This is a genomic window from Tannerella forsythia 92A2, assembly GCF_000238215.1.
GTDB lineage: Bacteria > Bacteroidota > Bacteroidia > Bacteroidales > Tannerellaceae > Tannerella > Tannerella forsythia.
The window spans coordinates 1,247,526-1,274,386 of record NC_016610.1; the positions used below are offsets into that span (position 1 = coordinate 1,247,526).

Consider the following 26,861-nt stretch of genomic DNA (forward strand, 5'->3'; position numbering starts at 1 on the left):
AAAATTATACAAGTCAATCTTTCTATGAACTATTCTTTCTTGGACTTTTTGACACTCGTCGGTTCGTTAGGAATGTTCCTCTACGGAATGAAAACGATGAGTGAAGGTCTTCAGAAAGTGGCCGGAGACAAACTCAGGAACATTCTTTCCGTCATGACGACGAATCGCTTTACGGGCGTCCTGACGGGACTTCTCATCACTGCCATGATCCAGTCGTCGAGCGCAACGACGGTGATGGTGGTCAGTTTCGTCAATGCAGGGCTGCTTACATTGGGACAATCCATCAGCGTCATCATGGGGGCTAACGTCGGAACAACCATTACGGCATGGATCATCTCGATCTTCGGATTCAAAGTTGACATCAGCATCCTCTCCCTGCCACTCATCGGTGTGGCTATTCCACTCATGTTCGCCAAAAAGAGCAGCCGGAAATCGTGGGGAGAGTTTATTCTCGGTTTTGCCTTCCTCTTCCTCGGACTCGCTTACCTGAAAGATTCGGTACCTGACCTGCAAAACAATCCCGAAGTACTCTCGTTTATCCGTGACTACACTTCCATGGGATATGGTTCATTGCTTCTCTTTATGCTTTTAGGCTCGGTACTTACTGTAATTGTGCAGTCCTCGAGCGCCACAGTCGCTATTACCTTGATCATGTGTACTCAGGGATGGATCCCCTTCGAAATGGCTGCCGCCATGGTATTGGGCGAGAATATAGGAACGACGATCACTGCCAATATCGCAGCAATCTCGGCCAATACATCGGCTCGCCGTGCAGCCTTGGCGCACCTGATGTTTAACCTGTTCGGGGTCTGCTGGATGATGCTCCTCTTTTATCCCTTCTCCGATATGGTCGCTCAAGTCGTTACGAAGTTTGGTCCGGGCGATCCGCACGAAATAACGAATTTCATCACTTCCCTTGATCCGGAAACCGTGAAACAAATTACTTCCGGTCAGGAACTGACAGACCCGAGGTTGATCGCCTTGCAGACCCACCTCTTCTCATTGCAGATTTCTGTTTCATACGGTCTTTCACTGTTCCATACGTTGTTCAATCTGTGCAATATTGCCATCATGATCTGGTTCACGAATCTTTATGTCCGTATTTGTTCGGCCATCATCAAATCGCCGCGTGAAACGGAAGAAGAAGAGTTCCAGCTCAAATATATTTCATCCGGAATGCTTTCGACTTCCGAGTTATCGCTCTTGCAGGCTAAGAAAGAGATGGCTGTCTACGGACAGCGTGTGTACCGAATGATGGGCATGGTTAAAGAGATCCTCTATGAGACGGATGATGAAAAATTCCTGAAAACATATAACCGCATCGAGAAATACGAACAGATCAGTGACCGCATGGAGGTTGAGATTGCGGACTACTTGACCCGTGTGCTCGAAGGACGACTCAGCGCCGAAGGAAAGAATAATATCCGCGTGATGCTTCGCGCCGTGTCCGAAATCGAAAGTATCGCCGATTCATGCAACAACATCGCGAAAACCATCAAGCGGCGTAACGATGCGAAAGGACACTTTACCGACGAGCAAAATCATAATATTGAACACATGCTGGCCCTGACCGATGCTGCAATCGTTCATATGAACGACATCCTGCTCCGTCAGACCGGTACCCGCGAAGACATGGCGCTCTCCTACAATATGGAGAACGAAATCAACTCTTATCGAAATCTATTAAAAAACAACAATATAGATAACATAGACAATAAGTTGTATAAGTATTCCGATGCCATCTTCTACATGGATATTATCTCCGAATGTGAGAAGTTGGGAGACTATGTATTGAATGTGGTACAAGCTATCATTGAGAAAAGATTATGATGCGACGAACATTTCTGGATGCCAATTTTCTGCTGCAGACCGATACGGCTGCCGAGCTTTTTCGCAAACATGCCGAAAAACTGCCGATTATAGACTATCATTGTCACCTCGATCCCAAAATGATTGCCCGGAACTACCAGTTTGCCGACCTGACTGAGATCTGGCTGGACGGCGATCATTACAAGTGGCGTGCCATGCGTGCGAACGGGGTGCCCGAAGAATACATTACCGGTAACAAACCCTCGTATGAGAAATTCGAGAAATGGGCGGAAACAATCCCTTACACCATGCGAAATCCGCTCTACCACTGGACGCACATGGAACTAAACCGTATCTTCGGTATTCAGGAGACATTGAAACTTTCCAATGCACGTCATATATACGAAGAGTGTACGGCTAAGCTGCAAACACCGGAATATCGCCCGCAAGCGATTATGCGACGGATGCGGGTCGAGGTTGTTGCTACAACCGACGATCCGGCCGATACGCTCGAATATCACCGAGAGATTCGCGAAAACAGCTTCGGGGTTAAAGTGTTGCCCGCATGGAGACCCGATAAAGCGATGGCCATCGGAAATCCGAAGGCGTATAACGAATACCTCGACAAACTGTCGGCCGCAGCCGATCAGACCATCGGTACTTATAAAGAGCTTGTCGATGCATTGCAAAAGCGACACGATTATTTTGAGCGGGAAGGCTGTACACTGTCCGATCACGGGTTGACGACCTTCTACGCTGATCCGTACACCGATGCCGAGGTCGAAACGATCTTCGGAAAGGTACGTGCCGGACAGACGGTCGGAAAAGATGAACATGATCGCTTTTGCTCCGCCTTGCTGTATGATCTGGCTGTGATGGACTGTCGCTCCGGATGGGTGCAACAGTTTCATATCGGAGCGATCCGTAACAACAATGCCCGCATGTTCAAAAAGATTGGACCTGATACAGGCTTCGACTCGATCGATGATGTAACGGTAGCCGTTCCTATGAATCGCTTTTTCAGCCGTCTTGACGAAGAAGAACATCTGGCCAAAACGATTGTATACAATCTGAACCCGCGTGATAATGATTTGATCGTAACTAACCTCTATAATTTCAACGACGGGTCTGTTCCCGGCAAGATGCAATACGGTGCAGCATGGTGGTTTCTTGATCAATATAAAGGAATCGAGAATCAGTTGAACAGCCTCTCGTCGCTTGGCTTGTTAAGCCGTTTCGTCGGTATGTTGACCGACTCGCGCAGCTTCCTGTCGTATCCGCGTCATGAATATTTCCGCCGTATTCTGTGTAATATCATCGGGAACGAGATAGAGCACGGCCTGTTACCTGCTTCCGAATTTTCGTTTATCAATCAGATGGTCGAAGATATCTGCTATTACAATGCCAAGCGTTACTTCGGATGGTAACGTGGCGGGTTTTTCGTTGTGTTGCATCGTTCGATTATTTTATCCCTGCTCCTCTTATTCGACGTTAATCACTATCTTTGCGCCCCGGTTCGGGCTTTAATTGGGTTTTAAATTAATAAGAAGCAATATGTCGACAAAGATCAAGTGTATCGGTCTATTGACCTCGGGAGGAGATGCTCCCGGCATGAACGCGGCCATTCGTGCGGTGACGCGTACTGCGATTTATAACGGAATGGCGGTAAAGGGGATTTACCGAGGATATAAAGGATTGATCACAAACGAGATCGAAGATTTCAAGACACAGAGCGTCAGCAATATCATACAACGTGGCGGAACGATTTTGAAGACGGCTCGATGTGCCGAATTTCAGACCTCCGAAGGACGAAAGCTGGCGTATGACGTTATTCTTCAGCATGGTATAAACGCTATGATTGTCATAGGTGGAGATGGCAGTCTTCGCGGAGCTCGTGACTTTGCGCAGGAATATGATTTCCCTATTATCGGGTTGCCGGGAACGATCGACAACGACCTGAACGGAACGGATACGACGATCGGCTATGATACGGCGCTGAATACGATTATGGAATGTGTCGATAAGATACGTGACACGGCATCGTCGCACGAGCGTTTGTTCTTTGTCGAGGTGATGGGACGTGATGCAGGGTTTCTGGCACTCAACGGCGCGATTGCATCAGGTGCGGAGGCTGCGATTATTCCGGAAATCTCCTTGAAGAAAGACCAATTGGCTGAAATGATCGAGATGGGTTTTCGGAAGTCGAAGAACAGCAGCATCGTGCTGGTAGCTGAGAGCGAGGTGACAGGCGGAGCGATGGGTGTAGCCGAACGGGTGAAGAAGCAATATCCGGGATTTGACGTGCGCGTCTCTATTCTCGGTCATTTGCAGCGCGGAGGTTCGCCGACGGCGCAGGATCGTATCTTGTCTACTCGTATGGGAGTGGCAGCCGTCGATGCGCTGATCGAAGGACAACGAAATGCCATGGTCGGTATTCAAAATGAAGAGTTGACGCTGGTACCTTTCGTGAAAGCCATCAAAAAAGACAAACCGATTAACCGCGATCTGCTGAACGTGCTTCGGATCGTTTCAACCTAACATGACCGGGAAACCGTTGCGGCGGCTTCTGGAATATCTATATACGGCAGAAGAGGGATGGTACCTAAAACCTATCTTGCGCAATTGGAGGAACACTTGCAGGTCTTCCGCAACGAAGGCAACGCGATTTTTTTTCCGGCCGAGGCCGTTGATTTCGAGGGATTGGACTTGGCATATATCCGCATCGCAGACAGATACGGGGCATCCGAAGCTTACAGAACAGGCTGGAAGAAACTCTTGCAATACTTGTCAGACAGTCGGGAACTGAACGAAACAACCCGCTTTATCGGATTAAGTTTCGACGACCCGAATGTAACTGTGTTTCGGCCACGTCGAGCTATTACGATTGGGCAATAAAGAAAATCCGCGAACATAAAAAGACAGCAGGTACTGCTGCACCTTAACCCAGGCTTGCAACCCTTGTGCTCCGCAGGGGTTTTTATTAATGATAAACAGATAGCTGTCAATGATTGTAATTAGTCGCTCCTTAACAATTGATTTTCTTGAATAAAAAGGAATAAAAGTATATTTTTTCCTTTGGCAGAAACCCGTAAAAAATAGAACGCAAAAGATTTTCCTTAATCTTTTCCAGCATTTTCTTTAGATTCCAAGCTGTTGCTGCCATGTAGGCATTAATATGTATCCCTTTTTCGCCCCACAGATAGTTCTGTTCCATACGGAAGTCTTTTTTCAGATGTCCGAAGATAGGTTCAATACCTGCTCTGGTTCTAAATTTCTTGCGTTTCTGCATTTTCTGATATTCACTGTCAGATTTTTTAGGTTTGTTGGGAGTAATGATTTTTACTCCTTTTATTTCTCTGCGACCTCTCCCTCCCCTGTCGTACGCAAGTTCTTGAGGTAATTTCAAATCATTGTCTTCCATCTGTCTAAGAAGCGGTTCTATGGTGTCTCCATCATAAGGGTTGTCTAAGAATGTCTGTACGGCTGTAATGATTTTTCTGCCTTTCTTGCCTGTAGTAATGAGTCCGACTTTGTTCCCAAACTCATACTGTTTGTGTGCCTTACCTTTAGCTATGCAGCGGGTAAAGGGTTTGTGCAGACTGTAAATTTTATCCTTGTCATTTCGTTTTTGATTTACAGCTTGTTTAAGAAGCGAGAACTCGTTTTCGTACAGTCTCTTCTGTTCTTCGTTCATTTTGCGGTCAAGCTCACGCAACAAGGCATTGGCAATTGTTTTCAACCGCCTTTTGGCTTTATTGGCTTTTTTGACACGCTTGGGATGTTTTCCGTTGTAAGCGTCGCGAAGCAATTGTTTGCTTTCCCGGGTGTACCGCTGACGCTGGATGATTCCTTCTTTCTTAGCAATCTTATTGCATTTATCAATTACTTTCTTGCACAGCTTGGCATCCGTAGGAAAAGTAATGTTGTTTTCCTGCACGGTGGTGTCCGATAGGACAAACTTGGATTCTTTAGGCACTTCTTTGCCGTGCAGACGGACACTGTAAGCAAAAATCTTTCCTATCCCTTCTTCACCCACACGGGTACGGAAATGAACGAAATCACTCGGATCGAAAGGAAACTCATGCTCAAAAAATTCACCTCCGCAGAAATACTGAAAGTAAACATCTCGAACCCAAAATTCCGGTAGACGCTCATCTCCAAGATTGTATAGATGTTTTAACATTAAGCAACCAACCATCAGGCGGATGGGTACGCTCGGAGCTCCTCTCTCGGAATAAAGTGGAGCAAACTCCTTTTCAAAATAGGACCAGTCTATTTTGTCTGCAAGAACGGCAAGTTCGTGCTTCATGTCAATAAAATCTTTCAGCATGGGGCGGAACAAATCCCGCTGCCCTTTTTCCGGTAATTTTCCTAACATAATTCGCAGGGTTTTATTCTGTAAAGATACAAATTCCTGCAAATATATGCAACTGTTTTCAATATTATTTTGTTGAATCACAAAATATTAAGCAAATATTAAGGAGCGACTAATTATTTTCCTGATAAATGGTACAATTACAAATGACGAATTACGCATGCCTCTTTCTGTCATTCCGAACGGAGTGAGGGATCCCGTACGGAGAGGAAAGATTCATCACTCACACTCTGAATGACAAATGTCCGAACGCAAAGGGCGCAAATGGACGCGAAAATCAATTACGAATTACGAGGTACGAATGCGAATACATCATTGTATATGCACCGTAGAGACGCAATTCATTGCGTCCCTGCCATCCGCGGCCGAATCGGTTGTTATGGCGGGCGAACACTACATGGCAAACAAATCAACTATTCAACGCCCGCAGGGCATAACCATTAACCATTAATTTACGTCAGACTTTCAGCCCTCCCATGACCTGGCAACCATTTTCCCCAACGCTTCGCATTGGACTGAATTATTACGCCCTTTCAGGGCCGTTTTCCAAATGTTAATTGTCGATGGTTAAAGGTTTTGTCGGGTACATGATTCGGCATGTAACACGCATAACCATTACCCGAAAGGGCTGCAAGCCCGATATATTTCAGCCCCATCCCGTAAGGGTGGGGTATCGATGCTCATACCTTGGTTAGAGGGCTGTAAGCCTGACATAATCGTTAGCGGTCAGTATTCAGCTTTCGTAATTTGTCATTCGTAATTGTTCGTTGGCGTTCATCCAACAAATCAACAACTAAACAAATAAACATCTCAACAATTCAATATCTCAACGCCCTGCGGAATATAAGGGCTGTAAGCCTGACATAATAAATGTTTGCATGTTGACTTGTTTCAATAACAACTTTTTCGGCGATAATCACGCCGACAATAGTTTTTTCACGTCTCCGTTTTGCGTAAACACATGAAAAGGTTTACTTTTGTGCTGTTTTTATCAGCAATAAACGGTTAGCAGTTGAAAGAGATTTCGTTTATACGGCAAAACATCGCCAAGTGGGAAGGTCTGGAACAGGTGGTAGCATCCGCCGACACGCAAGACCCGGGGCGCCTTGCCGACGCGTATACCGAAATCACGACCGATCTTTCTTTCTCGCGCAGCCATTATCCACGGTCGCGTATTACGACTTATCTGAACAATCTGGCATCGGCGCTTCACAATGCGTTGTATAAAAACAAGAAAGAGAAACGGTCGCGTATATTGCTCTTTTGGAAAGAGGAGCTTCCGCTCGTAATGTACGAGTCGCGCCGCGAACTGCTCTATTCGTTTCTGGTATTCCTGTGCAGTGTGCTGATCGGAGCGTTCTCTGCCCTTCACGACGATACATTCGTGCGTCTGATTATGGGCAACGACTACGTCGATATGACGCTCGACAACATCCGCAGCGGCAAACCGATGGCCGTCTATGGCAGTCAGGGTGAACTGGGAATGTTTTTGGCCATTACGTCGAATAATATCTATGTCTCGTTTCGGGTGTTTATTGCCGGATTGCTTACCGGGATCGGCACGGGATTGATGCTTCTCTACAACGGCGTGATGGTCGGGGCGTTTCAGACGTTCTTTTTTCAGCAAGGCGTAGGGATGGAGTCGCTTCTCTCGATCTGGCTTCACGGCGCGTTAGAGATTTCGTCGATCGTCGTGGCGGGTGCAGCCGGCTTGGCGATGGGCGACGGGTGGCTGTTCCCAGGCACTTATCCGCGCGGATATGCTTTCCGGCAAGGCGCTAAAAGGGGATTGAAGATCGTCGTAGGGCTTGTGCCGATGTTTATCATCGCCGGATTTATCGAGAGCTTCCTGACGCGGCATACGGAATTGCCCGATATGTTGCGGGCTGCATTTATTCTGCTCTCGTTCGTGTTCGTAATCGTCTATTTCGTGATTTATCCACGTATGGTATGGAAGAACAAACATCATACATCCTCAGATAATGGAATATACTAATCCTAAAATTCGTTACTATCGGGTACGTACATTCGGTGAAAAACTGAATATTACGTTCGATTACCTTCGTGAGAACTGGCGTGTTATCCTCCGTTTCTCGCTTTACTTGATTCTACCCTTGTGTATTTTTCAATCATTTGCTCTAAACGCCTATTTCTCAACAAATTTAGAATTAATGAAGGATCCAAACGGCTCAAAAGACATCTTGATAGAATTTGTTCTTCGAGGCGGTATATACGTCATTATCTATATGATAGGCAATATGATACTTTCTGCCCTTATCTATGGTATGATGCATGTGTATGATCACCGTACCGAACGACTGATGGAACTGACGTTCGGCGAATTCAAGGAAACACTTTTCCGTTTCTTGGGTAAATGCTTTCGTATCATCCTGTTTTATGGTGCAATGACAATTCTGGTAGGAGGTCTTGCAGGAATGCTTGCCACATGGTCCGTTTGGGCGCTTGTCGTCTATCTTATTTTCGTACTGATCGGCGCCCTGATCATCATGTTACCGATGGCGCTTCTCACCCCGATGTATCTCTTTGAAGAGCAGCCTTTCTTCGAAACCTTGCAGCGGGCATTTCGTTATGGGATGTCGTTCTGGATCGAAATATTCGGCGTTCTCTTTGTCTTCGGACTCATCGGAGGAATTATCAACACGGTAACTTACCTGCCCTGGTATCTGGTTGTGGTAGTATCTCAGGTGTTCATCCTGACCTCGCCCGATTCGGGGATCGACCAGTCGCTTTGGTATCAATTGCTGACGTACGTACTGGGGATTATCCAGTCGTACGGATCATATATTGCACAAATGGTGGGGATGGTGGGGATTGCATTCGAGTATTTCCATATCCGTGAGAAACGCGAGGGCGTCACGGTCGAAACGGAAATTTCCAATTTCGCGAACCTGTAGCACGCAAGCATGACTCACGCCGTCTCCGACACGATTTGTTACAATGCAGCCAGAATCGCGGAATATCAGTCCGATGCTCGCTATGACTATAACAGTCAGCTACAAATGTCGGATACCGGCCTGACGGAGATCATCCGGCAGTGGTTGGCGCATATCCTGCGGCGATTATTTCGCAACGCCGAAGTCGATACGATTGATACATGGACGGGATGGGTGTTAATCGGAGGCTTCGTGTTGGTGCTCGCGCTTGCCATATATTTTATCCGGAAAAAACATCCTGCTCTGTTTATGCGCGAAAAGAAGATGCCAGATCTTCCTTACGACGTGGAAGAGGAAAATATTTACGGCGTCGATTTTGAGAAAGAACTGTCGGCCGCTTTGACGTCGAACGATTTCCGGTCGGCCGTTCGCCTTCTTTACTTGCAGACCCTGCGTTTTTTGGCCGATAAGCAAAGGATCGACTGGCGCATTTTCAAGACGCCTACCGAATATATTTACGAATTAAAGCCGGCAGTGCTGCGACCGGTGTTTCGCGATTTTACGAATCGTTTTTTGCAGGTACGATACGGTAACTATCAGGCCACGCCGGAACTGTTCGATGCTATGCGTGAGCTACAACGGCAAATCCGGGAAGGAGGGGAGGAGCATGAAGGGGAGTAAACGTTATTTCGTGATACTCGGCGTATTTATGGTGCTGGCTTTTGTATTTCAGTACTATTCACCCAAGCCGTTCCGGTGGACTCCGACGTTTTACCATAACGACCGCCAGCCTTTCGGATGTTACGTGTTCGATGAGGTGGTCGGGACGTCTGTCGTTGCGTATGAAGTCCAAAACCGGTCGCTTTACGAAATCTATATGGCAAGTGTCGATACGTTCAGGCTGTGGCAAGAACAGAGCGATTTCCTAATGGAGGATGAGACGTTTTCGGCCGAAGAGACAGAAGAATATTTTGAAGAGGATGCGTCTGATGACGAATACGATACCATCTATTTTGACGAAGATAACAGTCTAATCTCCGTGCGAGATGCGGAGGAAGATGCTTTCGATTTACCGAAGCCAGAGCTGCTACCCGAAGCGGGGCGGCGTGCTATCCTCGTAGTCGAAGAGCGTTTGCTGATGCAGCCGATCGATGTGAAAGCGCTGTACGGTCTGCTTCGGCAAGGCAATAAGGTGATGCTTTGCGCCTCGTGGTTCTCCGGTGCGTTGTGTGATTCACTCCGGTTTTCGACCGAGCATGATGCCGTCTTGGGCTATGTCCGTTATTTTGAGCGTTCAGTCAAACAAACCCGCGAACGCGACAGCCTTTATTGGGGGTTCGATACGCTTCATGCCGAAGCGATTTATGAAGTTTATCCGCAAACCCATTCGTCTTACCTGAATACAGGTGACGATACGTTGAAAATCAAAGCGCAAGAGTTGCGCTCTGAACACGATACGCTTGCGCGACCTCGTTCGGACAAGATGAGATGCGACTCGTCCGGAGTGCTCGTTTGCGACGGGCAAGGAAGGCCGGTAGCGATACGGGCGCATATCGGTGAAGGTGAACTGTTTCTGGTGACAACACCGCTGCTCTTCACCAACTACGGCATGCTCGACGGAAATAATGCCTCGTATATCTTCCGTCTGCTTTCGTGTATGGGGGCGGGAACTTTACCGCTCATACGGCTCGAATCATACGGCGAAGGCGCGCAGGAGTCAGGCAGCCTGTTCCGTTTTTTCCTGAAACATTCGCCATTGCGTTGGGCTTTGTACACAACCATGCTGACGCTTCTGCTGTTTATGTTCTTCACCGCCCGACGGCGGCAGCGGGTGATCCCCGTCGTGCAGCCACCCGCTAACGGGATGCTTCGGTTCGCGCAGCTGATCGGTCATCTGTATTATCAGCGGAAAGATTATAAAGAGATGATTAAAAAGAAATATCTGTATTTCTGCACAGAGGCAAAACGGCTTCACGGGCTTGATCTGCAATCGGGCGAGCCGGCAGAAACGCTTAACGGACGTTTGGCCCGAAAAATGGGACTGCCTGCCGAAGAGCTATGGCCGGCTTTCCGTGAGCTGAACGAGTTGCTGCACAACGATACACCGGCCGATGAGGCTGCGATGATACGCCATATCGACCGGATCAATGAATGGAAAAGCAAATTGGATTAATATGGAAGAAAGAGTAGAAACAATGGATTTGACGGGGTTCACGGAGAAAATCGGTCGGATACGCACGGCCATGTCGTCGGTACTTGTCGGGCAAGAGCGCACGGTCGATTTGCTGCTTACCGTGATGCTGGCCAAAGGGCATGTGCTCATCGAAGGCGTACCGGGTATTGCCAAAACACTGATGGCGCGACTGATGGCACAGCTCGTGGACGCACGCTTCTCACGTATTCAGTTTACGCCCGACCTGATGCCGTCGGATGTGCTGGGTACGTCGGTGTTTAACATGAAAACGAGTGATTTCGATTTTCATAAGGGGCCGATTTTCGCCGACATCGTACTCGTCGACGAGGTGAACCGCGCTCCCGCCAAGACACAGTCCGCCCTGTTCGAGGTGATGGAAGAACGACAAGTGACCCTCGACGGAACAACGTATAAGATGAGCCCGTTATACACCATTCTGGCTACGCAGAACCCGGTAGAACAGGAAGGCACCTACAAGCTGCCCGAAGCGCAGTTAGACCGCTTCCTGATGAAGATCACGATGCAATACCCCACGCTCGACGAGGAGGTGCGGATTCTGGAACGTCATCATGCGAACGCGCGGTTGACGTCGCTGGAGACGATCCGCCCCGTCCTGACGGCCGACGAGCTGCTGAGGCTCAGCGACTGTGTAGGCAAGGTATATGTCGAACCGTCTCTGCTGCGTTATGTGGCTGCCATCGTCCATCAGACACGCACGAGCAAGGCCGTCTATCTCGGCGCCTCGCCGCGTGCGTCGGTAGCGCTTATGCAGTCGGCCAAGGCCTTCGCACTGTTGCAGGGACGCGACTTTATCACACCCGAAGATGTGAAATTCATCGCCCCATCCGTATTGCAGCATCGGTTGACGTTGACGGCCGAAGCCGAGATGGAAGGACATACGCCGTCGAAAGTCATACGCCGTCTGATCGAAAAAGTAGAAGTACCGAAATAATGTACCTGAGCAAGCGGTTTTACATCTTCTGCGTGGCAGCCGTCGTCCTGTTTCTGGCGGGCTACGTCTTTCCCGTGTTATTCATGGCGGGGAAGATGCTGCTCGTGGCACAGGCGCTGCTCTCGGCAGCTGACATTGCGCTGCTGTGGCGGCAGAAGGATGGAGTATATGCCGAGCGTTCGTGTGCCGCCCGTTTCTCGAACGGCGACCCCAACCCTGTACGCATCGCCGTAGAGAACCGCTATCCCTTCGCCGTACATATTGAGGTGATCGACGAGCTACCCGACGTGTTTCAGCGGCGCGATATTCTTTTCCCGCTCCACCTGCTATCCGGCGCTCGCAAAGAGATTGTCTATCAGCTACGGCCAGTGAAACGCGGCGAATATGGCTTCGGACATATCCGTCTGTTCGTCTCCACGGCCATCGGGTTCGTCGTACGCCGTATCACGGCTGGTCAGCCCGCCCGGGTCAAAGTCTACCCCTCCTACCTCATGCTGCACCGCTACGAGCTGATGGCCATCCATAATAACCTGACCGAATTAGGTATCAAACGCATTCGTCGCATCGGTCATCATACCGAATTCGAGCATATCAAGGAATATGTGAAGGGCGACGACTACCGCACCATCAACTGGAAGGCCAGCGCCCGCCGGCATCAGGTAATGGTCAACACGTATCAGGACGAACGGTCGCAACATATCTACAACATCATCGACAAGGGGCGCGTCATGCAGTCGGCATTTCGGGGGATGACCCTACTCGACTATTCGATCAATGCCGCGCTGGTACTCTCGTTCGTAGCGATCCGGAAAGAAGACAAGGCCGGGCTGATTACCTTTGCCGAGCGTTTTGAGACATTCGTTCCGGCCGGAAAGCAGTCGTCGCAGATGCAGCTCCTGCTCGAAGACCTCTACCGTCAACAGACTACCTTCGGCGAAAGCGATTACTCGTCACTCTACGTGCATCTGAACAAACACGTAAGCAAACGCAGTCTGCTCATCATTTACACGAATTTCGACCGCATCATCGGGATGGAACGCCAGCTGAGCTATATGCAGCAGTTGGCACGTCAACACGTCGTGCTGGTCATCTTCTTCGAGGATGTCGAGCTTCGTGACTTTGCCGCACGCCCTCCGCAGAGCTCCGAGGACTGCTTCCATCAGGTGATCGCCGACCGGTTTATCTACGAAAAACAATACGTGACGACCACCCTCCGCCGGCATGGCATCTATTCGCTCCTCACCACACCCGAAGACCTCTCGGTCGATGTCATCAACAAATACCTTGAGATGAAAGCCAAACGACTGCTTTAAGTTTAAGGCCATATTCCCCTTCGAGTGTTTAGATATTTAGTTGTTGGTTAGTTAGCGTTCAGCAGCCAGCGTAATTTAATTGTCAATTATCATGCAGAGTACATGATTTGGTCTGTACCACACGTATAACCATTGACCATTGTTCAAACGCCCCAAGGGCATACAAGGGCTGAAAGCCCGTTCTGTTTCAGCCCCATCCCGTAAGGGTGGGGTCCCGTCCCACCTTGTTCGGAGGGCTGTAAGCCTGATGTAATTTATCGGTCAGTATTCAGCAATCAGCCATCAGCTTCCATCCAACAATCAAACAACTCAACCATTCAACAGCACAACAGTTAAACGCCCGAAGGGCATCACTTTTCACTTTTAGTTTTTCACTTTTCTCATTTTTTGATCAACTTCTGCGTATACGTCTGTCCGTCTTTGACGACGCGCACGAAGTACAGTCCCGCCGGCAATCCGGCCATCGAGATTTGGAACGTCGGCTCATTCGTCCGGAACGAGCGCAGCATCGTCATACCGCTCCAGAGCTGGATTTCGTAGGGGCTTCTGTCGGTCGAGAGCACGCTTAATCCGTTGACTTCGTCCGTCTCCGTCAGCTGCAAGGTCACTGCATCCGTTGCCGGGTTGGGCGAGAGGGTGAAGTGAGAACGGGATGTTACCTCAATTGACAATGCTATGCTATTCGTGTAGCAGCCTTGTTGCTTAACGCGAACATTAATTCTTGCTCGTCCTTCCCTGAGAGGTGTAAGATGTGCTATATATCCACCTTGATGAGATACCGATACGATATTCGGATTATAATTAACCCATTCCCAGTTGCTAATGGGGATATTTATTAAAGGAGCATTATTAATACGGAAATGAATATCTCTATTAGGAGTAACTTGATACAAATTTAAACCGATCTGCCCATATGACATATCTGCATTATGCCATCCTATTCCATTATCATAAACAGATGCTTCTAATATTGGGTCGAATAACCATATGTTTCTGTTAATATTAAGGGGGTTACTGTTTATTCTGATATTTGCTCTTAATTCAACATCTCCTGTATTTCTACGCTTTAATGTTACTTTATCAGTTGTAGACGATAAGATTATAGCATTATTATTGCTTAAACTCCATTGAACTATTGCTCCTGCCGGCAGGTTTTCTATCGTATAGGTTGCCTGATCGCAGACCGATGCAGGGCCGGAGAGGTGGGGCTGATATTGGGTATTCCCCACTCCTACGGCATACCAGGCATTTTCGATCTGGTGCTCTAAGAAACTATTTGTGCCCGCTATTTCTCTTGCTGCATTAATCATTGATGTTCTGATTTGTGCATAAGAAGTTGTAAAGCGTAAATATCCACCGAAAACAGCTTTAACAATAAGATTTTCCGCATTATCCATCCCAATTCCCCATACTGAATAGTTTCTTCCCAAGGTATTTACTCCAGTACCTCCATTTACTAATAGGTAAAACCAGTGCGAAAAAACACCTCCACGCACATAACTGTCTCCTGAGTTATATTGTGGAGAAGCGTATGTATTTGCAATTTGACTCATCGCATTACTTGCATTCGTATTCTGTAAATTTCTTAAACAAGAATAATTTCTAGTAATTTGTTCTCCAATTTGCCATACAGAATTAGGATGTATGCGATGTTCCATTATAACTCCCCAAATATCACTCATCCCTTCGTTAAAAGCCCTTTGATCTGTTGTGTTGTTCCAGCCTATCTGAAAATGAGTAATACCGTGCCCAAACTCATGAGCAACCACATCAACACTTGCTAAGGGTTGAAAATCACTACCTCCTTCTCCAAAAGATAATGTGCGATCAATAGAATTCCAAAATGCGTTGTCATAATTATTGCTATAGCGTATATGTGCGTCAATTGTAAACCCATCATCATCCATGCTGTTTATATTGTGAGTATTGTATAATCTGTCGCAAATACGCTGTAATGCCCACTGCACGTCCAAGCCCATATCGTTGTTGTTGGGACGGTGTTCTGCCTGTGTCCAATTGTTATCATTATCCGTTATATCTACTCTGCTTAAGATATTCGTTCTCCCTTCTAAATTCCATGTATGAATAATTGTATTTCGTGTGGAATCGACCAAATGATAACTTCCTTGATAGTTATGTGTAGTTCCTTGTTGGCTTCCGGAATAGCGGGTCGCAAATGTTCCCTGTGCCGAAAAATCGATAAAAACTGGTTCAGTCATTCGCAGACTCCCCGTATGTGCATCTATAAATCCTACTTCTGTATTTTGCGGATAATCTGCATATAAATATACTCTGTAAACAAGTGCCGGCAAGGTATCCGTTTTTTCTAAAATTTCTTTTATAATCAATTCTGCTATATAATTGTAAATCGCTTTTTCCGGTATATTTTTATATATAAATGAATGTCCGTATATATGCCTAAAATTAATTATATATTACTGATATACAGAAATTTATCTCTTGCTTCAATCCATACATCCAAATTATTGTTATTAAATAGTTTAATGGAGCTTTTAGGTACAAACACGGATATTCATATTTTTATATTTAGCAAAATGCTTCATAGCTTCGTGTCCGGTAATAGAAGGCTTGGGGCTTACGTCGCTAGCATCTACGTAATGCCCATGTGCAAAGTACATTTTACCGTTTTTATAGTGGAAATTATATCCGGCTCCATCTATTTTAATTCCATTATAATACTGTTCGAAATGTTCGTGAATAAATTCTTTTTGTTTTTGTCTGTGCTGTATTTTTCTGAACTCATCGGTCGGTTTTACTTTAAGGATACTCTTAAAGAAAGTTTCAGCAGATGTCGGTATTATCACCTGCTTATCATCTGCCGAAAATTCTATAGACTCAAGAACTCCTTTTGAATTTTTTCGAAGAATGGTTTTTTGCGCAAGTGTACTCCATGTAATAGCCATCAAAATGACTGCTGAAATTAGTTTTTTCATGATTTTTATTTTTTACGTTGATAAATTTCTGTAAGATCGCGTATGGCAATTAAATCCAATGGAAATAATTGCATTTTATCCCTATAAAAAAGATATTTATACCTATAGTTGCACATTAATAGTACTGTATCGTTGAGGATGGAGTATTCGCATTGAAACGATGTGTATTGTTCCTTTGTGTAATCATACTTGTGAACAATACCCGATGGAAGAAACTCTCTATATCCGGTAGGAATAATTGGCCTCCCTCCAGAGTTAATCAATTCCCACTTTCCCAAGATTGCCTGTTCCGGATTGGCAGGAGGTGAATGCAACTGTCCATTCTCGCACCCCACTCCTCCTATCAGCAGAAGCAGGACACCTATCCATAAAATAATTTGCTGTTTCATGTTTTTCTATTTTTAAAATTGATACTTGTTTTTCGCGTTCCGGATATTTCTTTTACGCTGCGCCTCCGGTGCGGTTTGCGAGGCGCATCGGCTTGTCGGGTGGAGTGTCGGCTGTTATTTCCATAGCCTTATATTTTATTGTTATGTACGACAAAGGTATAAATGTTTTTTGACAATATGCAAATATTTTGTCTGTTTTTTTGCGTCTTTTACGTAATCTATTGCGAACTTGGAGGTAAAATAACCGCAGGGAACGCGAAAGTTACACAAAGCATGCAAGTTTGTTTAAGTAAAACATCTCGACCATTAAATAAATCAACATTTTATATCAGGCTTACAGCCCTTCGCCGAGACGCGATGCCTTTTTCCCCAGCGCTTCGCATTGGGCTGAATTAATGCGCCCCTGCGGAGCTGTTACAGCGGTCAGCCGTCAGTTCCGCATTCCTCCTTGGAAGGGGGGAAAGGGGGATGTTCATATCGGCGTTATGACGGGTGAACACAGAGGTTTGCCCCTACATGAACTGCCCTTTCCTCTACCCTGTCATTCAGAGCACTTTCCTTGTCATTCAGAGCGTCAGCGATGAATCTTTCCTCTTCCTCGCGGGATTCCTCACGGTGTTCGGAATGACAGAGGTACATGTTGTAGAGACGCAATGATTTGCGTCTCTACGGTGCGTACTGCGTTCATTTGCGAAATTTGCGTTCGGACACCGTGTACCCTGTACATAACCATTACCCGAAAGGGCTGAAAGCCAGATATATTTCAGCCCCATCCCGTAAGGGTGGGGTCCCGTCCAACCTTGTTCGGAAGGCTGTAAGCCTGATGTAATTTATCGGTCAGTATTCAGCCATCAGCTTCCATCCAACAATCAAACAACTCAACCATTCAACAGCACAACAGTTAAACGCCCGAAGGGCATCACTTTTCACTTTTCGTTTTTCACTTTTCACTTTTCACTTTTTAATCAACTTCTGCGTATACGTCTGTCCGTCTTTGACGACGCGCACGAAGTACAGTCCCGCCGGCAATCCGGCCATCGGGATTTGGAACGTCGGCTCATTCGTCCGGAACGAGCGCAGCATCCTCATACCGCTCCAGATTTGGATTTCGTAGGAGCTTCTGTCGGTCGAGAGCACGCTTAATCCGCTGACCTCATCCGTCTCCGTCAGCTGTAAAGTCACTACGTCCGTTGCCGGGTTGGGGGAGAGGGTGAGATAAAGATTATCGTAAACCCCAATTCCCATGGTGTAATAATCTCCTACTCCACATTCATTTGTCGCTCTGCACACAAGTTGATAAGAGCCGGGATTATAAAAAGCAATATCAATCGATTCCGTACCGTTACCATACAGAGAGTTGCCATTTAGGGGATTTAAGATCCATTGATAGCTTGAAGGAATAGGTGCATTATTGCTTATAACGGCACGATATGAAGCATATTGGCCTGTAGGAACCCTCTGCTCTCCGATGATATTACTGATAGATGGTGCACCAAAATAGGTTTCTTTGGTTAATAATGCAATTCTTATATTGTTAAACAAGATATCTGCATGAATAATTTCCATTCCGTTACGAAATTTAGTAAAAGTAGCAGTATGGGTTCCTTGTCCTGAAGTCAATGTAACATTATTATTGCTTACACTCCATTGTACCGTTGCTCCCTGTGGCAGGTTTTCTACCGTATAGGTGGCTTGATCGCAGACGGACGAAGGGCCGGAGATAGAGGGAGACGGGGAAGCCTTTTGGTAATATTTCAAGTTATTCGAACCGAATGGGCTGTAATTCCAAGCATGCTTCATTAATGGCCATTCATTCCATTTTGAGATGAATATTCCTTGTTGCTCGGTTGTTATAGCAGTATGATCACCAGATGCCCAAAAGACTTTTCCCGGATATGTTTCTTGTGAAACTTCAGTGTAACTGCTGTCACTTATATATATTTTTTCAGGATCTACGACATCATCAGACCATCCTGTTCCTATCCACCGATCAATATTTTGCTCAACTCTCAACCAAGCATATCCGTGACAATTAAACTTACGTGTAGAACTGCAAAGATCATATGTTTTTATTTGCACAGCATTTGGATAACGTTGAGCATAGTATTGATCGAGACTTTTTCGTTTCTCTATGCTTGACTCACACATTAGAAACGTAACTACCGGACTACCCTTAGGCGTATATATATCATACATCCTTATATCACATTGCCCTTTTATTGAGAAAGATATGACAAGATAAAATATGAGTAAGCAAGAAATCTTTTTCATAAGAGTTTGTTATTTATAGTAAAACATTTGTATAAATAACTTTAGCCGACTTTAGTTTCTGAGTGAAAGAAGAAAGTTCTTCTTTTTTAGTCATATCCCATATGGTTTTATCTCCCTTACAATCAAAGAAATAATAAAGGATTCCGCCGCTTCCCATCATCATATCGGTTACAAACATGTCTTGTCCCTCATAGTTTAGAAACCATATCGTCCCCTTATAATTTCCCGTGTTATCGGTTTCTGCTTTATGTATTAGTTCCTTAAGCCATGGAAGATTTTTCTGAGGATTTTCGCACTTGCAGTCCGCAACCGAATTTGAATCTTTGTTGCATGACAAAAGCAAGAAAAATATGAATACTGTAAATAACTTTTTCATAGCTCTATTTTATTAATTGGTAAGACAATTCATCAATCATTTTTACGAACTGTTCATTCGTCATTTCACTTTTTGAGTATAAAGACATATGGGAAAACTCTGCCATATTCTTATTATTCATTACAATAGATGCTCTGGAATAGATATTGGTACGGAAGCCGGAACCTTGGAAATATGCTGCATACTTGAATTTTTCCTCATATCCTTTAACAAGACTGCGTAAGATGTTTTTGGCCGTTTCTTTTCTTTCCACATCATGATGCTTCTCCGAGCCGAAACGGGACAAAATAAGTTCCAGCATATCTACGGCAACAATAAAATCCCCTTTTTCTAATTCCGAACGATTTTCATTCAACAATGAAAATGAATGTATTTTTTGGATATATCTTTTGATCAGATTATCCGAAGCGTCTTTTCTTTTATATAACGCTCTTATACCATTGAAATCGGAGAATAATTTATCAAGCCCTTCGTCGGTATTATTAAACGCAAAAACATCATATAGTAGCGGATAACGTAAACAGATATCGATCAGCTCATTCGTGGATAATGATTGCAATATGCTTTCAGGTACTTGGCAGGCTTTTACCATTTCTTCGTTACTCTGAAATTTCTTCCACTCTTCCGTTCCCGGTTTAACGGGATAGTCCCATGTTTGTCCGAAAATACCTATCGGACAAAATACCATCAATAATAAAAGAATTTTCTGTTTCATGTTTTTCTGTTTTTTTTAAGTTTATACTTGTTTCCGCGTTCCGGATATTTCTTTTACGCTGTGCCTCCGGTGCGGCCTGTGAGGCGCATCAAATTGTCGGGTGGAGTGTCGGTCGTTATTTCCATAGCCTTGCGTTTTTTATGATACTACAAAGTTATAAACGATTTCTGAGAATACGTAAATATTTAAGCTGTTTTTTTGCGTCCTTTGCGTCGTTCTTTGCGAACTTGGCGGTAAGATCACCGCAAGGAACGCAAAAGTTACGCAAAGCACGCACGTTTGTTTAAGTAAAACATCTCGACCATTAAATAAATCAACATTTTATATCAGGCTTACAGCCCTCCGCAGGAGTGGGTATTCTTTTTTCCCAATGCTTCGCTTCGCTACACATTGGGCTGAATTAATGCGCCCCTGCGGAGCTGTTACAGCGGTCAGCCGTCAGTTCCGCATTCCTCCTTGGAAGGGGGGAAAGGGGGATGTTCATATCGGCGTTATGACGGGTGAACACAGAGGTTTGCCCCTACATGAACTGCCCTTTCCTCTACCCTGTCATTCAGAGCTCCTCCTTTGTCATTCAGAGCACTTTCCTTGTCATTCAGAGCGTCAGCGATGAATCTTTCCTCTTCCTCGCGGGATTCCTCACGGTGTTCGGAATGACAGGGGTATATGTTGTAGAGACGTAATGATTTCTTTTTCCCCCGACGCTTCGCTTCGCTACACATTGGGCTGAATTAACGCGCCCCTGCGGGGCTCTTACAGCAGTCAGCCGTCAGTTCCGCATTCCTCCTTGGAAGGGGGGAAAGGGGGATGTTCATATCGGCGTTATGACGGGTGAACACAGAGGTTTGCCCCTACATGAACTGCCCTTTCCTCTACCTTGTCATTCAGAGCACTTTCCTTGTCATTCAGAGTGTCAGCGATGAATCTTTCCTCTTCCTCGCGGGATTCCTCACGGCGTTCGGAATGACAGGGGTACATGTCGTAGAGACGCAAATCATTGCGTCTCTACGGTGCGTACTGCGTTCATTTGCGAAGTTTGCGTTCGGACACCGTGTACCTTGTACATAACCATTACCCGAAAGGGCTGCAAGCCAGATATATTTCAGCCCCATCCCGTAAGGGTGGGGTCCCGTCCAACCTTGTTCGGAGGGCTGTAAGCCTGACATGATCGTTAGCGATCAGTATTCAGTATTCAGCCATCAGCTTCCATCCAACAATCAAACAACTCAACAAACTCAACATTTCAACATCCAAACGCCCGAAGGGCATCACTTTTCACTTTTAGTTTTTTACTTTTCTCATTTTTTGATCAACTTCTGCGTATACGTCTGTCCGTTTTTGACCACGCGCACGAAGTACAGTCCTGCCGGCAGTCCGGTCATCGAGATTTGGAATGTCGGCTCATTCGTCCGGAACGAGCGCAGCATCCTCATACCGCTCCAGATTTGGATTTCGTAAGTGCTTCTGTCGGTCGAGAGCACGCTTAATCCGCTGACCTCATTCGTCTCCGTCAGCTGCAAAGTCACTTCGTCCGTGGCCGGGTTGGGGGAGAGGGTGAAGAGGTAGTTTGAGCCACAACTGTATTCATACCTTGCCAAAGGTATATAACAAGGATATCCTGTGATTTGTACCGTGATCATATAGGTGCCGGGACCGGGGAATGTGACAACCGGTTGGATGTTTATGAATGATGTATTCTGATAATTCCCGATTAAAGTATAATCGCTTCCGTCTATTTTCGTATAACTCCAATAATAATTCAATGGAACACGATATAAGTCTCCATTTTCTCCTTGAGGTGACGCAAAGAAACTGGCAGAATTGCTTCCTGAATAGCCGAGAAGCTGTACCTGAAATTTAGGTTGACCGGTCATTACACGTTCTTCTCTGATGGTATATGGGTTTTCTCCTCCCGTAAAAATGTTGGCTTGTATATTGGTTAGTGCAAAGGTTTGATCTGTCACCCGTAACAGTCCGTTATTACTGATCGTAGCAACATTTGGATTGGATACGCTCCACTCCACGATAGCTCCCGCCGGCAGGTTTTCTACCGTATAGGTTGCTTGATCGCAGACGGACGAAGGGCCGGAGATGGAGAGTACTCCTATACCATTTAATGTTTGAAAATTTATCCCCTGTGGATCAAGCCAATCTCTTAACCTCCTTCTCGAATCGGTAGCGCCGTTGCCCATCCAGGAAACACTGAATTTGCCGTAAGAAACTCTTTGTAATTCAGGATTATTTCCACATAAATGTTCAGGACATAGTTGTAAGTTGCCAGGCCCTAAAAGTTGCCCAATAACCTTTCTCTGTGAGTTAATTAAAGGGGAACCAGATGACCCGGGTTCCATTATTGAATGGTGATCATCTCCCGTTTTTATAAATCCGGTCATCCAATAATTATTATTCATACAAGTAGAATTAATGGGAGATGTATTATATGTTGCTATCTTTTTCACATCTCCTTTCGGATGATGAATACCGACACCGCCTGTGCCCGAATTCCCGGAACGATCCCAACCTAAATAGTAAGGGGTAAATCCGATTAAATTACGCGGGTCTTGCGTTAATCGAAGTAAAGCAAAATCAGATGATCCATTGTTAGCGACCACGGTAGCCCCAACTGTTGACCGATGAGCCGGCTCGTTTCCGTTGGAACAACCCGGATGTTCATACCCCCAATAGAAAACCCATTGAGAGGCGTTCGGATTGCTGATCGCATCGAACAGATTTTGACCGTAACCGTTTTGCAGACAATGATTTGCTGTCAATACGTAGGGGGTGTTGTCGTTATTGGTGTTATTGACCAATGAACAGGAGCACCATCCTGATCCGTAATCCGAGACAACCATAATTCTGGCAATAGCGTCCTTTTCCATTCTCCAATTCGCTCCCTCCGGACAATTTACATTTACCTGGCAATCGCCGGAGTCGTTGAAAGGCCTTGTTCGGGGAGTATACGGATTATTAACATACCTGTATCCATAGTCGATGCGAGCGATGGATATAATGGCTTCTTCACGCACGGTTTCCGGTTGATAATATTCGAAAGTAACCGTTTCTCCGTATATCAGACCGGTTGAAAATGCAAATGTACTATTTGACTCGTTATTAAGATACTCGGAGGTTATGGCCCCGATAGATTGTCTTGTTTCTTCGCTGTACACATAGAATTTCGCACCTTTAGGCAACCGGAACTTATCATATAAAGCGTTCGTGGAAAGGGCTCCCGGCAATCTGATCTTCAGCCTCCACAATTTGCCTCCGTCTTTCAATGTTTGCCATACGCCGGAATTGGCCAATGTGTAATGCACTTTTACGGGATAAGCAAATCGCAAAGGGCCACCCGGCAGAGTGTCATTGACTTTATCTTCTGCCCTTATTATCGCCATATCCGGTGCAGATAGCTCTTGCGTAGAAATACTTCTTAATAATTGAGACGGAGTGCTACCAAAGCTAAAAGGAACTTCATGGGTCGTTATTTGTGCGCTTAGGAATTGTATAAAAAACAAATAGCCTAAAATAGAGAATATAGTCTTTTTCATAGCTTTGAGTATTTATAAAGTAAGTAATGTTGCTTATTATCGTAGAAGAATTTCAGTTCATTCTTTTCCCATGTGTACGATTCGAGCGTTTTTATGATGCGATAGAACAATGCTGCGTCACCGTTTTCTTCATCTCCAATCATTGTTACTATACCAATGAACGGAGGAGTTGTAAGATAAACTGCCATTTGATTAAGCACTGTTCCTCCTTTTGCTTCTGTCTCGGAAATAAATTTAATGAATATCCGTGTTTGTACCTAAAAACTCCATTAAACTATTTAATAACAATAATTTGGATGCATGGATTGGAGTAAGAAATAAATTTCTGTAGATTAGCAATATATAATTAATTTTAGGCATATATACGGACATTCATATAAATTTAAATCCGTAGCAGCCTTTGGGTGCAAGGGGAGTGATTTTCCCGGTCTTTGCATCTACTATTCCGGCCAGTTCCCACCGGGTACCGGTCAGCTGGGTAGGAACCTCGTAGTCCTTGTTCTTCTCGCATCCCGTTCCTGCTGTTAGTAAAAGCAGGGCACCTATCCATAAAATAATTTTCTGTTTCATGTTTTTCTGTTTTTAAACGTTTATACTTGTTTTCCGCGTTCCGGATATTTCTTTTACGCTGCGCCTCCGTTGCAGTTTGCGAGGCGCATCAAATTGTCGGGTGGAGTGTCGGTTGTTATTTCCATAGCCTTGCGTTTTTGATGATACTACAAAGTTAGAAACATTTTTTGAGAATATGCAAATATTTTGTCTGTTTTTTTGCGTTCTTTGCGAACTTGGCGGTAAGATCACCGCAAAGGTTACGCAACGTACGCACGATTTATTTGATCGGAAACATTTCAACGCAACGCCCATTTTTATAGTTTGGCTTTTTGCATCTCAAAAAATGGCCCGTAAATCGTTAAAAGAAGCATCCTTCTCAAAAAAAGTTATATCTTTGTGTGGTCATTCATCATGATAAACAATATTAGCAATGAATATAAAACAATTTCTTGTTGTCGGTTGTATAACAGGCTCTCTTTTAGGGTGTGAGAACGGAGTTCCCGAAGCCCCGACGCCTGTTTTGCCGGTTCCTGCGCCTGAGCAGGTTGCCTGGCATAAAACGGAGATGTATGCTTTTGTACATTTTGGGTTGAATACGTTCAACGATCTTGAATGGGGCTATGGTGATACGCCCGCATCGACATTTAATCCGGAAAATCTGGATTGCGATCAATGGGCGCGCATCATCAAGGCCGCCGGATTCAGAGGTATTGTCATTACGACGAAGCACCATGACGGTTTTTGCCTCTGGCCGACGGAAACCACGAAATACAGTGTGAAAAATTCGCCATGGAGAGACGGCAAGGGCGATGTGGTACGCGATCTTTCCGAAGCGTGTAAGAAATATGACTTGAAGTTTGGTGTTTATCTCTCGCCGTGGGATCGGAATCATGCCGAATACGGTCGTCCGGGATACGTGGAGGCGTACCATAACCAAATACGTGAATTGTCGTCGAACTATGGATCGCTCTTCGAGTTCTGGTTTGACGGGGCGAATGGCGGCGACGGCTGGTATGGTGGTGCCAATGAGAAACGTTCGATCGATGCGGTGACATATTACAACTACGAAAAAGCACGCGAAATCATCAAAGAAAAACATCCTGATGCGATGATCTTCGGTGGGACAGTGCCCGATATTCGGTGGATCGGCAATGAAAGCGGATGGGCCGGCGATACGCAATGGAGCATTTTCGGAACCGAGCCGGAGTATCATGATCATTATAAACAAAGTCAGTGGGGCGACGAGAACGGCTCAAGATGGCTCGGCGGCGAAGTTGATGTATCCATACGTCCGGGATGGTTCTATCATGCCAGCGAAGATCATCAGGTACGCACACTCTCGCAGATGGTCGATTACTACTATCGCAGCGTGGGGCATAACGCGAATCTGATTCTGAACTTCCCGATCTCTCTGCGCGGTACGATCCATCCCTTCGACTCGGCACGGGTGATGGAATGGGCCGAAACGATTCGCAACGATTTGAAAGAAAATCTGCTTGCTCGAGCTACGGTTAAAGCATCGGTTGGGCGGGGAAGTAAGTACGCCGCCAGGCAGGTGCTTGACGGAGATTGGGATACTTACTGGGCTACGGCAGATGGCGAAGTAAGCGGTGATCTGACATTCTCCTTTTCGGAGCCGACAGCTCTGAATCGCTTTCTGATTCAGGAATATATCCCATTGGGACAACGGGTTCGTTCGTTTGTTATCGAAGCCGAGCACGAAGGTCAGTGGGTGCCTGTCGAGGCTTATGATTCTACGACAACGGTCGGTTATAAGCGTATCGTCCGTTTCCGGACCGTGACCTCAAAACAGTTTCGGATACGTTTTCTCGATGCCCGTGGTCCGCTCTGCATCAATAATGTGGAGGCTTTTCTGGCACCGGCGCTGATGGTTGAACCGCGTATCATTCGCAACGAGAAGGATGAGGTAATGATTCTGTCGGGCGATAAAAACTCGGTTGTGTATTATACAACGGACGATTCACGGCCTACACTCGAATCGGCACGTTACGATCACCCATTCTCATTTGCACAAAAAGGCCGAATCAAAGCAGCTTGTTATGATGAAACATTCCGGAGATGGAGTCCGGTTACTGTGGCCGAACTCGATCTTCCTGCATCGTCTTATGAAATGACAGATGATAAAATGATCGCACTTTTCGATGGGGACGGAACGACACTGTATGCCTTGCCTCAGGGTGAGAACTCGTTGATTGTCAGGTTGAAAGAAAAGAAAAAAATCGTTGGGTTTCGCTATTTACCCAACCAGCAACGCTATGCCGATGGGCATATTTCTTCGTATCAGGTTTTGGTCGATGGAAAAGAAGTAGCCCAAGGAGAGTTCTCAAACATTCGCAACAATCCGGTCATGCGAGACGTGTGGTTTGCCCAACCGGTCGAAGGAAAAACGCTTCGCCTTGCAGCAAAGAGTATCGTTCTGAATCCGCCCGTAAGAATCGGTGACTTCTCTCTGATTACAGAATAACAACGTGAGAACAGAAGAACTCATTTTTCAGCCGTAT

General features: G+C 45.8%; 22 protein-coding genes and 2 pseudogenes. 14 read left to right on the forward strand and 10 right to left on the reverse strand.

All coding sequences use genetic code 11. The annotated features are described in order from the left end of the window. The first annotated feature begins 24 nt into the window (after nt 1-24). The 4 genes from BFO_RS05035 (at nt 25) to BFO_RS05050 (ending at nt 4,704) form a co-directional block, all read left to right on the forward strand. The gene (locus tag BFO_RS05035) at nt 25-1,830 is read left to right on the forward strand and encodes a Na/Pi cotransporter family protein (protein WP_014224565.1); all 1,806 of its coding nucleotides are present in this window, start codon (nt 25-27) and stop codon (nt 1,828-1,830) included. Beyond that, nucleotides 1,830-3,236, forward strand: coding sequence for a glucuronate isomerase (gene uxaC / locus BFO_RS05040; protein ID WP_014224566.1), 1,407 nt, complete (start codon nt 1,830-1,832; stop codon nt 3,234-3,236). Before BFO_RS05035 ends, uxaC begins: the two co-directional genes overlap by 1 nt. A 127-nt stretch (nt 3,237-3,363) precedes the next feature. Continuing rightward, nucleotides 3,364-4,347, forward strand: a complete 984-nt coding sequence (pfkA, locus tag BFO_RS05045) for a 6-phosphofructokinase (RefSeq protein WP_041590693.1) — start codon at nt 3,364-3,366, stop codon at nt 4,345-4,347. Nucleotides 4,348-4,404: 57 nt separating this feature from the next. Beyond that, nucleotides 4,405-4,704, forward strand: a complete 300-nt coding sequence (locus tag BFO_RS05050) for a hypothetical protein (RefSeq protein WP_014224568.1) — start codon at nt 4,405-4,407, stop codon at nt 4,702-4,704. 130 nt (nt 4,705-4,834) lie between these two features. Here BFO_RS05050 and BFO_RS05055 read toward each other — a convergent pair whose 3' ends face one another. Further along, nucleotides 4,835-6,187, reverse strand: coding sequence for an IS5 family transposase (locus BFO_RS05055; RefSeq protein WP_046472573.1), 1,353 nt, complete (start codon nt 6,185-6,187; stop codon nt 4,835-4,837). A gap of 1,009 nt (nt 6,188-7,196) precedes the next feature. On the opposite strand from BFO_RS05055, the gene BFO_RS05060 reads away from it, so the two are divergent. The 6 genes from BFO_RS05060 to BFO_RS05085 are packed head-to-tail and all read left to right on the forward strand — an operon-like array spanning nt 7,197 to nt 13,537. Further along, complete coding sequence (locus BFO_RS05060) at nt 7,197-8,180, forward strand: stage II sporulation protein M (RefSeq protein ID WP_014224571.1); 984 nt, start codon at nt 7,197-7,199, stop codon at nt 8,178-8,180. Continuing rightward, nucleotides 8,167-9,099, forward strand: a complete 933-nt coding sequence (locus BFO_RS05065) for a hypothetical protein (RefSeq protein WP_014224572.1) — start codon at nt 8,167-8,169, stop codon at nt 9,097-9,099. Before BFO_RS05060 ends, BFO_RS05065 begins: the two co-directional genes overlap by 14 nt. 9 nt (nt 9,100-9,108) lie before the next feature. Continuing rightward, nucleotides 9,109-9,759: a DUF4129 domain-containing protein gene (locus tag BFO_RS05070; protein ID WP_041590695.1), complete on the forward strand. Its 651-nt coding sequence runs from the start codon at nt 9,109-9,111 to the stop codon at nt 9,757-9,759. Further along, on the forward strand, nt 9,746-11,251 hold the full coding sequence (locus BFO_RS05075) for a DUF4350 domain-containing protein (protein ID WP_052299237.1): 1,506 nt from the start codon (nt 9,746-9,748) through the stop codon (nt 11,249-11,251). Before BFO_RS05070 ends, BFO_RS05075 begins: the two co-directional genes overlap by 14 nt. A 1-nt stretch (nt 11,252) precedes the next feature. Next, the gene (locus BFO_RS05080; protein WP_014224575.1) at nt 11,253-12,224 is read left to right on the forward strand and encodes an AAA family ATPase; all 972 of its coding nucleotides are present in this window, start codon (nt 11,253-11,255) and stop codon (nt 12,222-12,224) included. Then, complete coding sequence (locus BFO_RS05085; RefSeq protein ID WP_014224576.1) at nt 12,224-13,537, forward strand: DUF58 domain-containing protein; 1,314 nt, start codon at nt 12,224-12,226, stop codon at nt 13,535-13,537. The genes BFO_RS05080 and BFO_RS05085 overlap by 1 nt, the downstream gene beginning before the upstream one ends. A 380-nt stretch (nt 13,538-13,917) precedes the next feature. Here the strand turns inward: BFO_RS05085 and BFO_RS05090 are convergent, their stop codons facing one another. The 3 genes from BFO_RS05090 to BFO_RS05100 form a co-directional block, all read right to left on the reverse strand. Continuing rightward, on the reverse strand, nt 13,918-15,885 hold the full coding sequence (locus BFO_RS05090; protein WP_014224577.1) for a M4 family KLIKK metalloprotease forsilysin: 1,968 nt from the start codon (nt 15,883-15,885) through the stop codon (nt 13,918-13,920). A gap of 165 nt (nt 15,886-16,050) precedes the next feature. Continuing rightward, nucleotides 16,051-16,491 (reverse strand): hypothetical protein, encoded by a 441-nt coding sequence (locus BFO_RS05095; RefSeq protein ID WP_041590696.1) that lies wholly within the window; start codon nt 16,489-16,491, stop codon nt 16,051-16,053. A 5-nt stretch (nt 16,492-16,496) separates the two neighbouring features. Then, nucleotides 16,497-16,880 (reverse strand): hypothetical protein, encoded by a 384-nt coding sequence (locus BFO_RS05100; RefSeq protein WP_014224578.1) that lies wholly within the window; start codon nt 16,878-16,880, stop codon nt 16,497-16,499. Between the two features lie 516 nt (nt 16,881-17,396). Between BFO_RS05100 and BFO_RS15815 the strand changes: the two genes are divergently transcribed. Beyond that, on the forward strand, nt 17,397-17,537 hold the full coding sequence (locus BFO_RS15815) for a hypothetical protein (RefSeq protein WP_014224580.1): 141 nt from the start codon (nt 17,397-17,399) through the stop codon (nt 17,535-17,537). A gap of 297 nt (nt 17,538-17,834) precedes the next feature. Here the strand turns inward: BFO_RS15815 and BFO_RS16610 are convergent. The 4 genes and pseudogenes from BFO_RS16610 to BFO_RS05115 all read right to left on the reverse strand — a co-directional run. Next, a pseudogene (locus tag BFO_RS16610) lies at nt 17,835-18,098 on the reverse strand (T9SS type A sorting domain-containing protein); the annotation flags it as partial. A 423-nt stretch (nt 18,099-18,521) separates the two neighbouring features. Next, nucleotides 18,522-19,151, reverse strand: a pseudogene (locus BFO_RS16615) (hypothetical protein); the annotation flags it as partial. Nucleotides 19,152-19,164: 13 nt separating this feature from the next. Beyond that, nucleotides 19,165-19,527 carry a hypothetical protein gene (locus tag BFO_RS05110; protein WP_041590698.1) on the reverse strand — a complete coding sequence of 121 codons (363 nt, stop codon included), beginning with the start codon at nt 19,525-19,527 and terminating at the stop codon, nt 19,165-19,167. Nucleotides 19,528-19,531: 4 nt separating this feature from the next. After that, nucleotides 19,532-20,242, reverse strand: a complete 711-nt coding sequence (locus tag BFO_RS05115; RefSeq protein WP_014224584.1) for a hypothetical protein — start codon at nt 20,240-20,242, stop codon at nt 19,532-19,534. Nucleotides 20,243-20,766: 524 nt separating this feature from the next. Here BFO_RS05115 and BFO_RS15820 point away from each other — a divergent pair. Next, a complete protein-coding gene (locus BFO_RS15820) occupies nt 20,767-20,925 on the forward strand; it encodes a hypothetical protein (RefSeq protein ID WP_167536502.1) in 159 nt (52 codons plus the stop codon). Nucleotides 20,926-21,097: 172 nt separating this feature from the next. Further along, complete coding sequence (locus BFO_RS05120) at nt 21,098-21,310, forward strand: hypothetical protein (protein WP_014224586.1); 213 nt, start codon at nt 21,098-21,100, stop codon at nt 21,308-21,310. Nucleotides 21,311-21,540: 230 nt separating this feature from the next. Here BFO_RS05120 and BFO_RS14385 read toward each other — a convergent pair whose 3' ends face one another. Next, a complete protein-coding gene (locus BFO_RS14385) occupies nt 21,541-23,787 on the reverse strand; it encodes a S1D family KLIKK protease miropsin-1 (protein ID WP_014224587.1) in 2,247 nt (748 codons plus the stop codon). 372 nt (nt 23,788-24,159) lie between these two features. Beyond that, nucleotides 24,160-24,357, reverse strand: a complete 198-nt coding sequence (locus BFO_RS05130; protein WP_014224589.1) for a lipoprotein — start codon at nt 24,355-24,357, stop codon at nt 24,160-24,162. A 412-nt stretch (nt 24,358-24,769) separates the two neighbouring features. Between BFO_RS05130 and BFO_RS05135 the strand changes: the two genes are divergently transcribed. Then, nucleotides 24,770-26,824: an alpha-L-fucosidase gene (locus tag BFO_RS05135; protein ID WP_014224590.1), complete on the forward strand. Its 2,055-nt coding sequence runs from the start codon at nt 24,770-24,772 to the stop codon at nt 26,822-26,824. Nucleotides 26,825-26,861: the final 37 nt, after the last annotated feature.

What these genes read in the sequence shown, in the direction of transcription:
- BFO_RS05035 (WP_014224565.1), top strand. Translation starts at nt 25, where the DNA reads ATGAACTATTCTTTCTTGGACTTTTTGACACTCGTCGGTTCGTTAGGA.
- uxaC (WP_014224566.1), top strand. Translation starts at nt 1,830, where the DNA reads ATGCGACGAACATTTCTGGATGCCAATTTTCTGCTGCAGACCGATACG.
- pfkA (WP_041590693.1), top strand. Translation starts at nt 3,364, where the DNA reads ATGTCGACAAAGATCAAGTGTATCGGTCTATTGACCTCGGGAGGAGAT.
- BFO_RS05050 (WP_014224568.1), top strand. Translation starts at nt 4,405, where the DNA reads ATGGTACCTAAAACCTATCTTGCGCAATTGGAGGAACACTTGCAGGTC.
- BFO_RS05055 (WP_046472573.1), bottom strand. Translation starts at nt 6,187, where the DNA reads ATGTTAGGAAAATTACCGGAAAAAGGGCAGCGGGATTTGTTCCGCCCC.
- BFO_RS05065 (WP_014224572.1), top strand. Translation starts at nt 8,167, where the DNA reads ATGGAATATACTAATCCTAAAATTCGTTACTATCGGGTACGTACATTC.
- BFO_RS05070 (WP_041590695.1), top strand. Translation starts at nt 9,109, where the DNA reads ATGACTCACGCCGTCTCCGACACGATTTGTTACAATGCAGCCAGAATC.
- BFO_RS05075 (WP_052299237.1), top strand. Translation starts at nt 9,746, where the DNA reads ATGAAGGGGAGTAAACGTTATTTCGTGATACTCGGCGTATTTATGGTG.
- BFO_RS05080 (WP_014224575.1), top strand. Translation starts at nt 11,253, where the DNA reads ATGGAAGAAAGAGTAGAAACAATGGATTTGACGGGGTTCACGGAGAAA.
- BFO_RS05085 (WP_014224576.1), top strand. Translation starts at nt 12,224, where the DNA reads ATGTACCTGAGCAAGCGGTTTTACATCTTCTGCGTGGCAGCCGTCGTC.
- BFO_RS05095 (WP_041590696.1), bottom strand. Translation starts at nt 16,491, where the DNA reads ATGAAAAAACTAATTTCAGCAGTCATTTTGATGGCTATTACATGGAGT.
- BFO_RS05100 (WP_014224578.1), bottom strand. Translation starts at nt 16,880, where the DNA reads ATGAAACAGCAAATTATTTTATGGATAGGTGTCCTGCTTCTGCTGATA.
- BFO_RS15815 (WP_014224580.1), top strand. Translation starts at nt 17,397, where the DNA reads ATGAACTGCCCTTTCCTCTACCCTGTCATTCAGAGCACTTTCCTTGTC.
- BFO_RS05110 (WP_041590698.1), bottom strand. Translation starts at nt 19,527, where the DNA reads ATGAAAAAGTTATTTACAGTATTCATATTTTTCTTGCTTTTGTCATGC.
- BFO_RS05115 (WP_014224584.1), bottom strand. Translation starts at nt 20,242, where the DNA reads ATGAAACAGAAAATTCTTTTATTATTGATGGTATTTTGTCCGATAGGT.
- BFO_RS15820 (WP_167536502.1), top strand. Translation starts at nt 20,767, where the DNA reads ATGAACTGCCCTTTCCTCTACCCTGTCATTCAGAGCTCCTCCTTTGTC.
- BFO_RS05120 (WP_014224586.1), top strand. Translation starts at nt 21,098, where the DNA reads ATGAACTGCCCTTTCCTCTACCTTGTCATTCAGAGCACTTTCCTTGTC.
- BFO_RS14385 (WP_014224587.1), bottom strand. Translation starts at nt 23,787, where the DNA reads ATGAAAAAGACTATATTCTCTATTTTAGGCTATTTGTTTTTTATACAA.
- BFO_RS05130 (WP_014224589.1), bottom strand. Translation starts at nt 24,357, where the DNA reads ATGAAACAGAAAATTATTTTATGGATAGGTGCCCTGCTTTTACTAACA.
- BFO_RS05135 (WP_014224590.1), top strand. Translation starts at nt 24,770, where the DNA reads ATGAATATAAAACAATTTCTTGTTGTCGGTTGTATAACAGGCTCTCTT.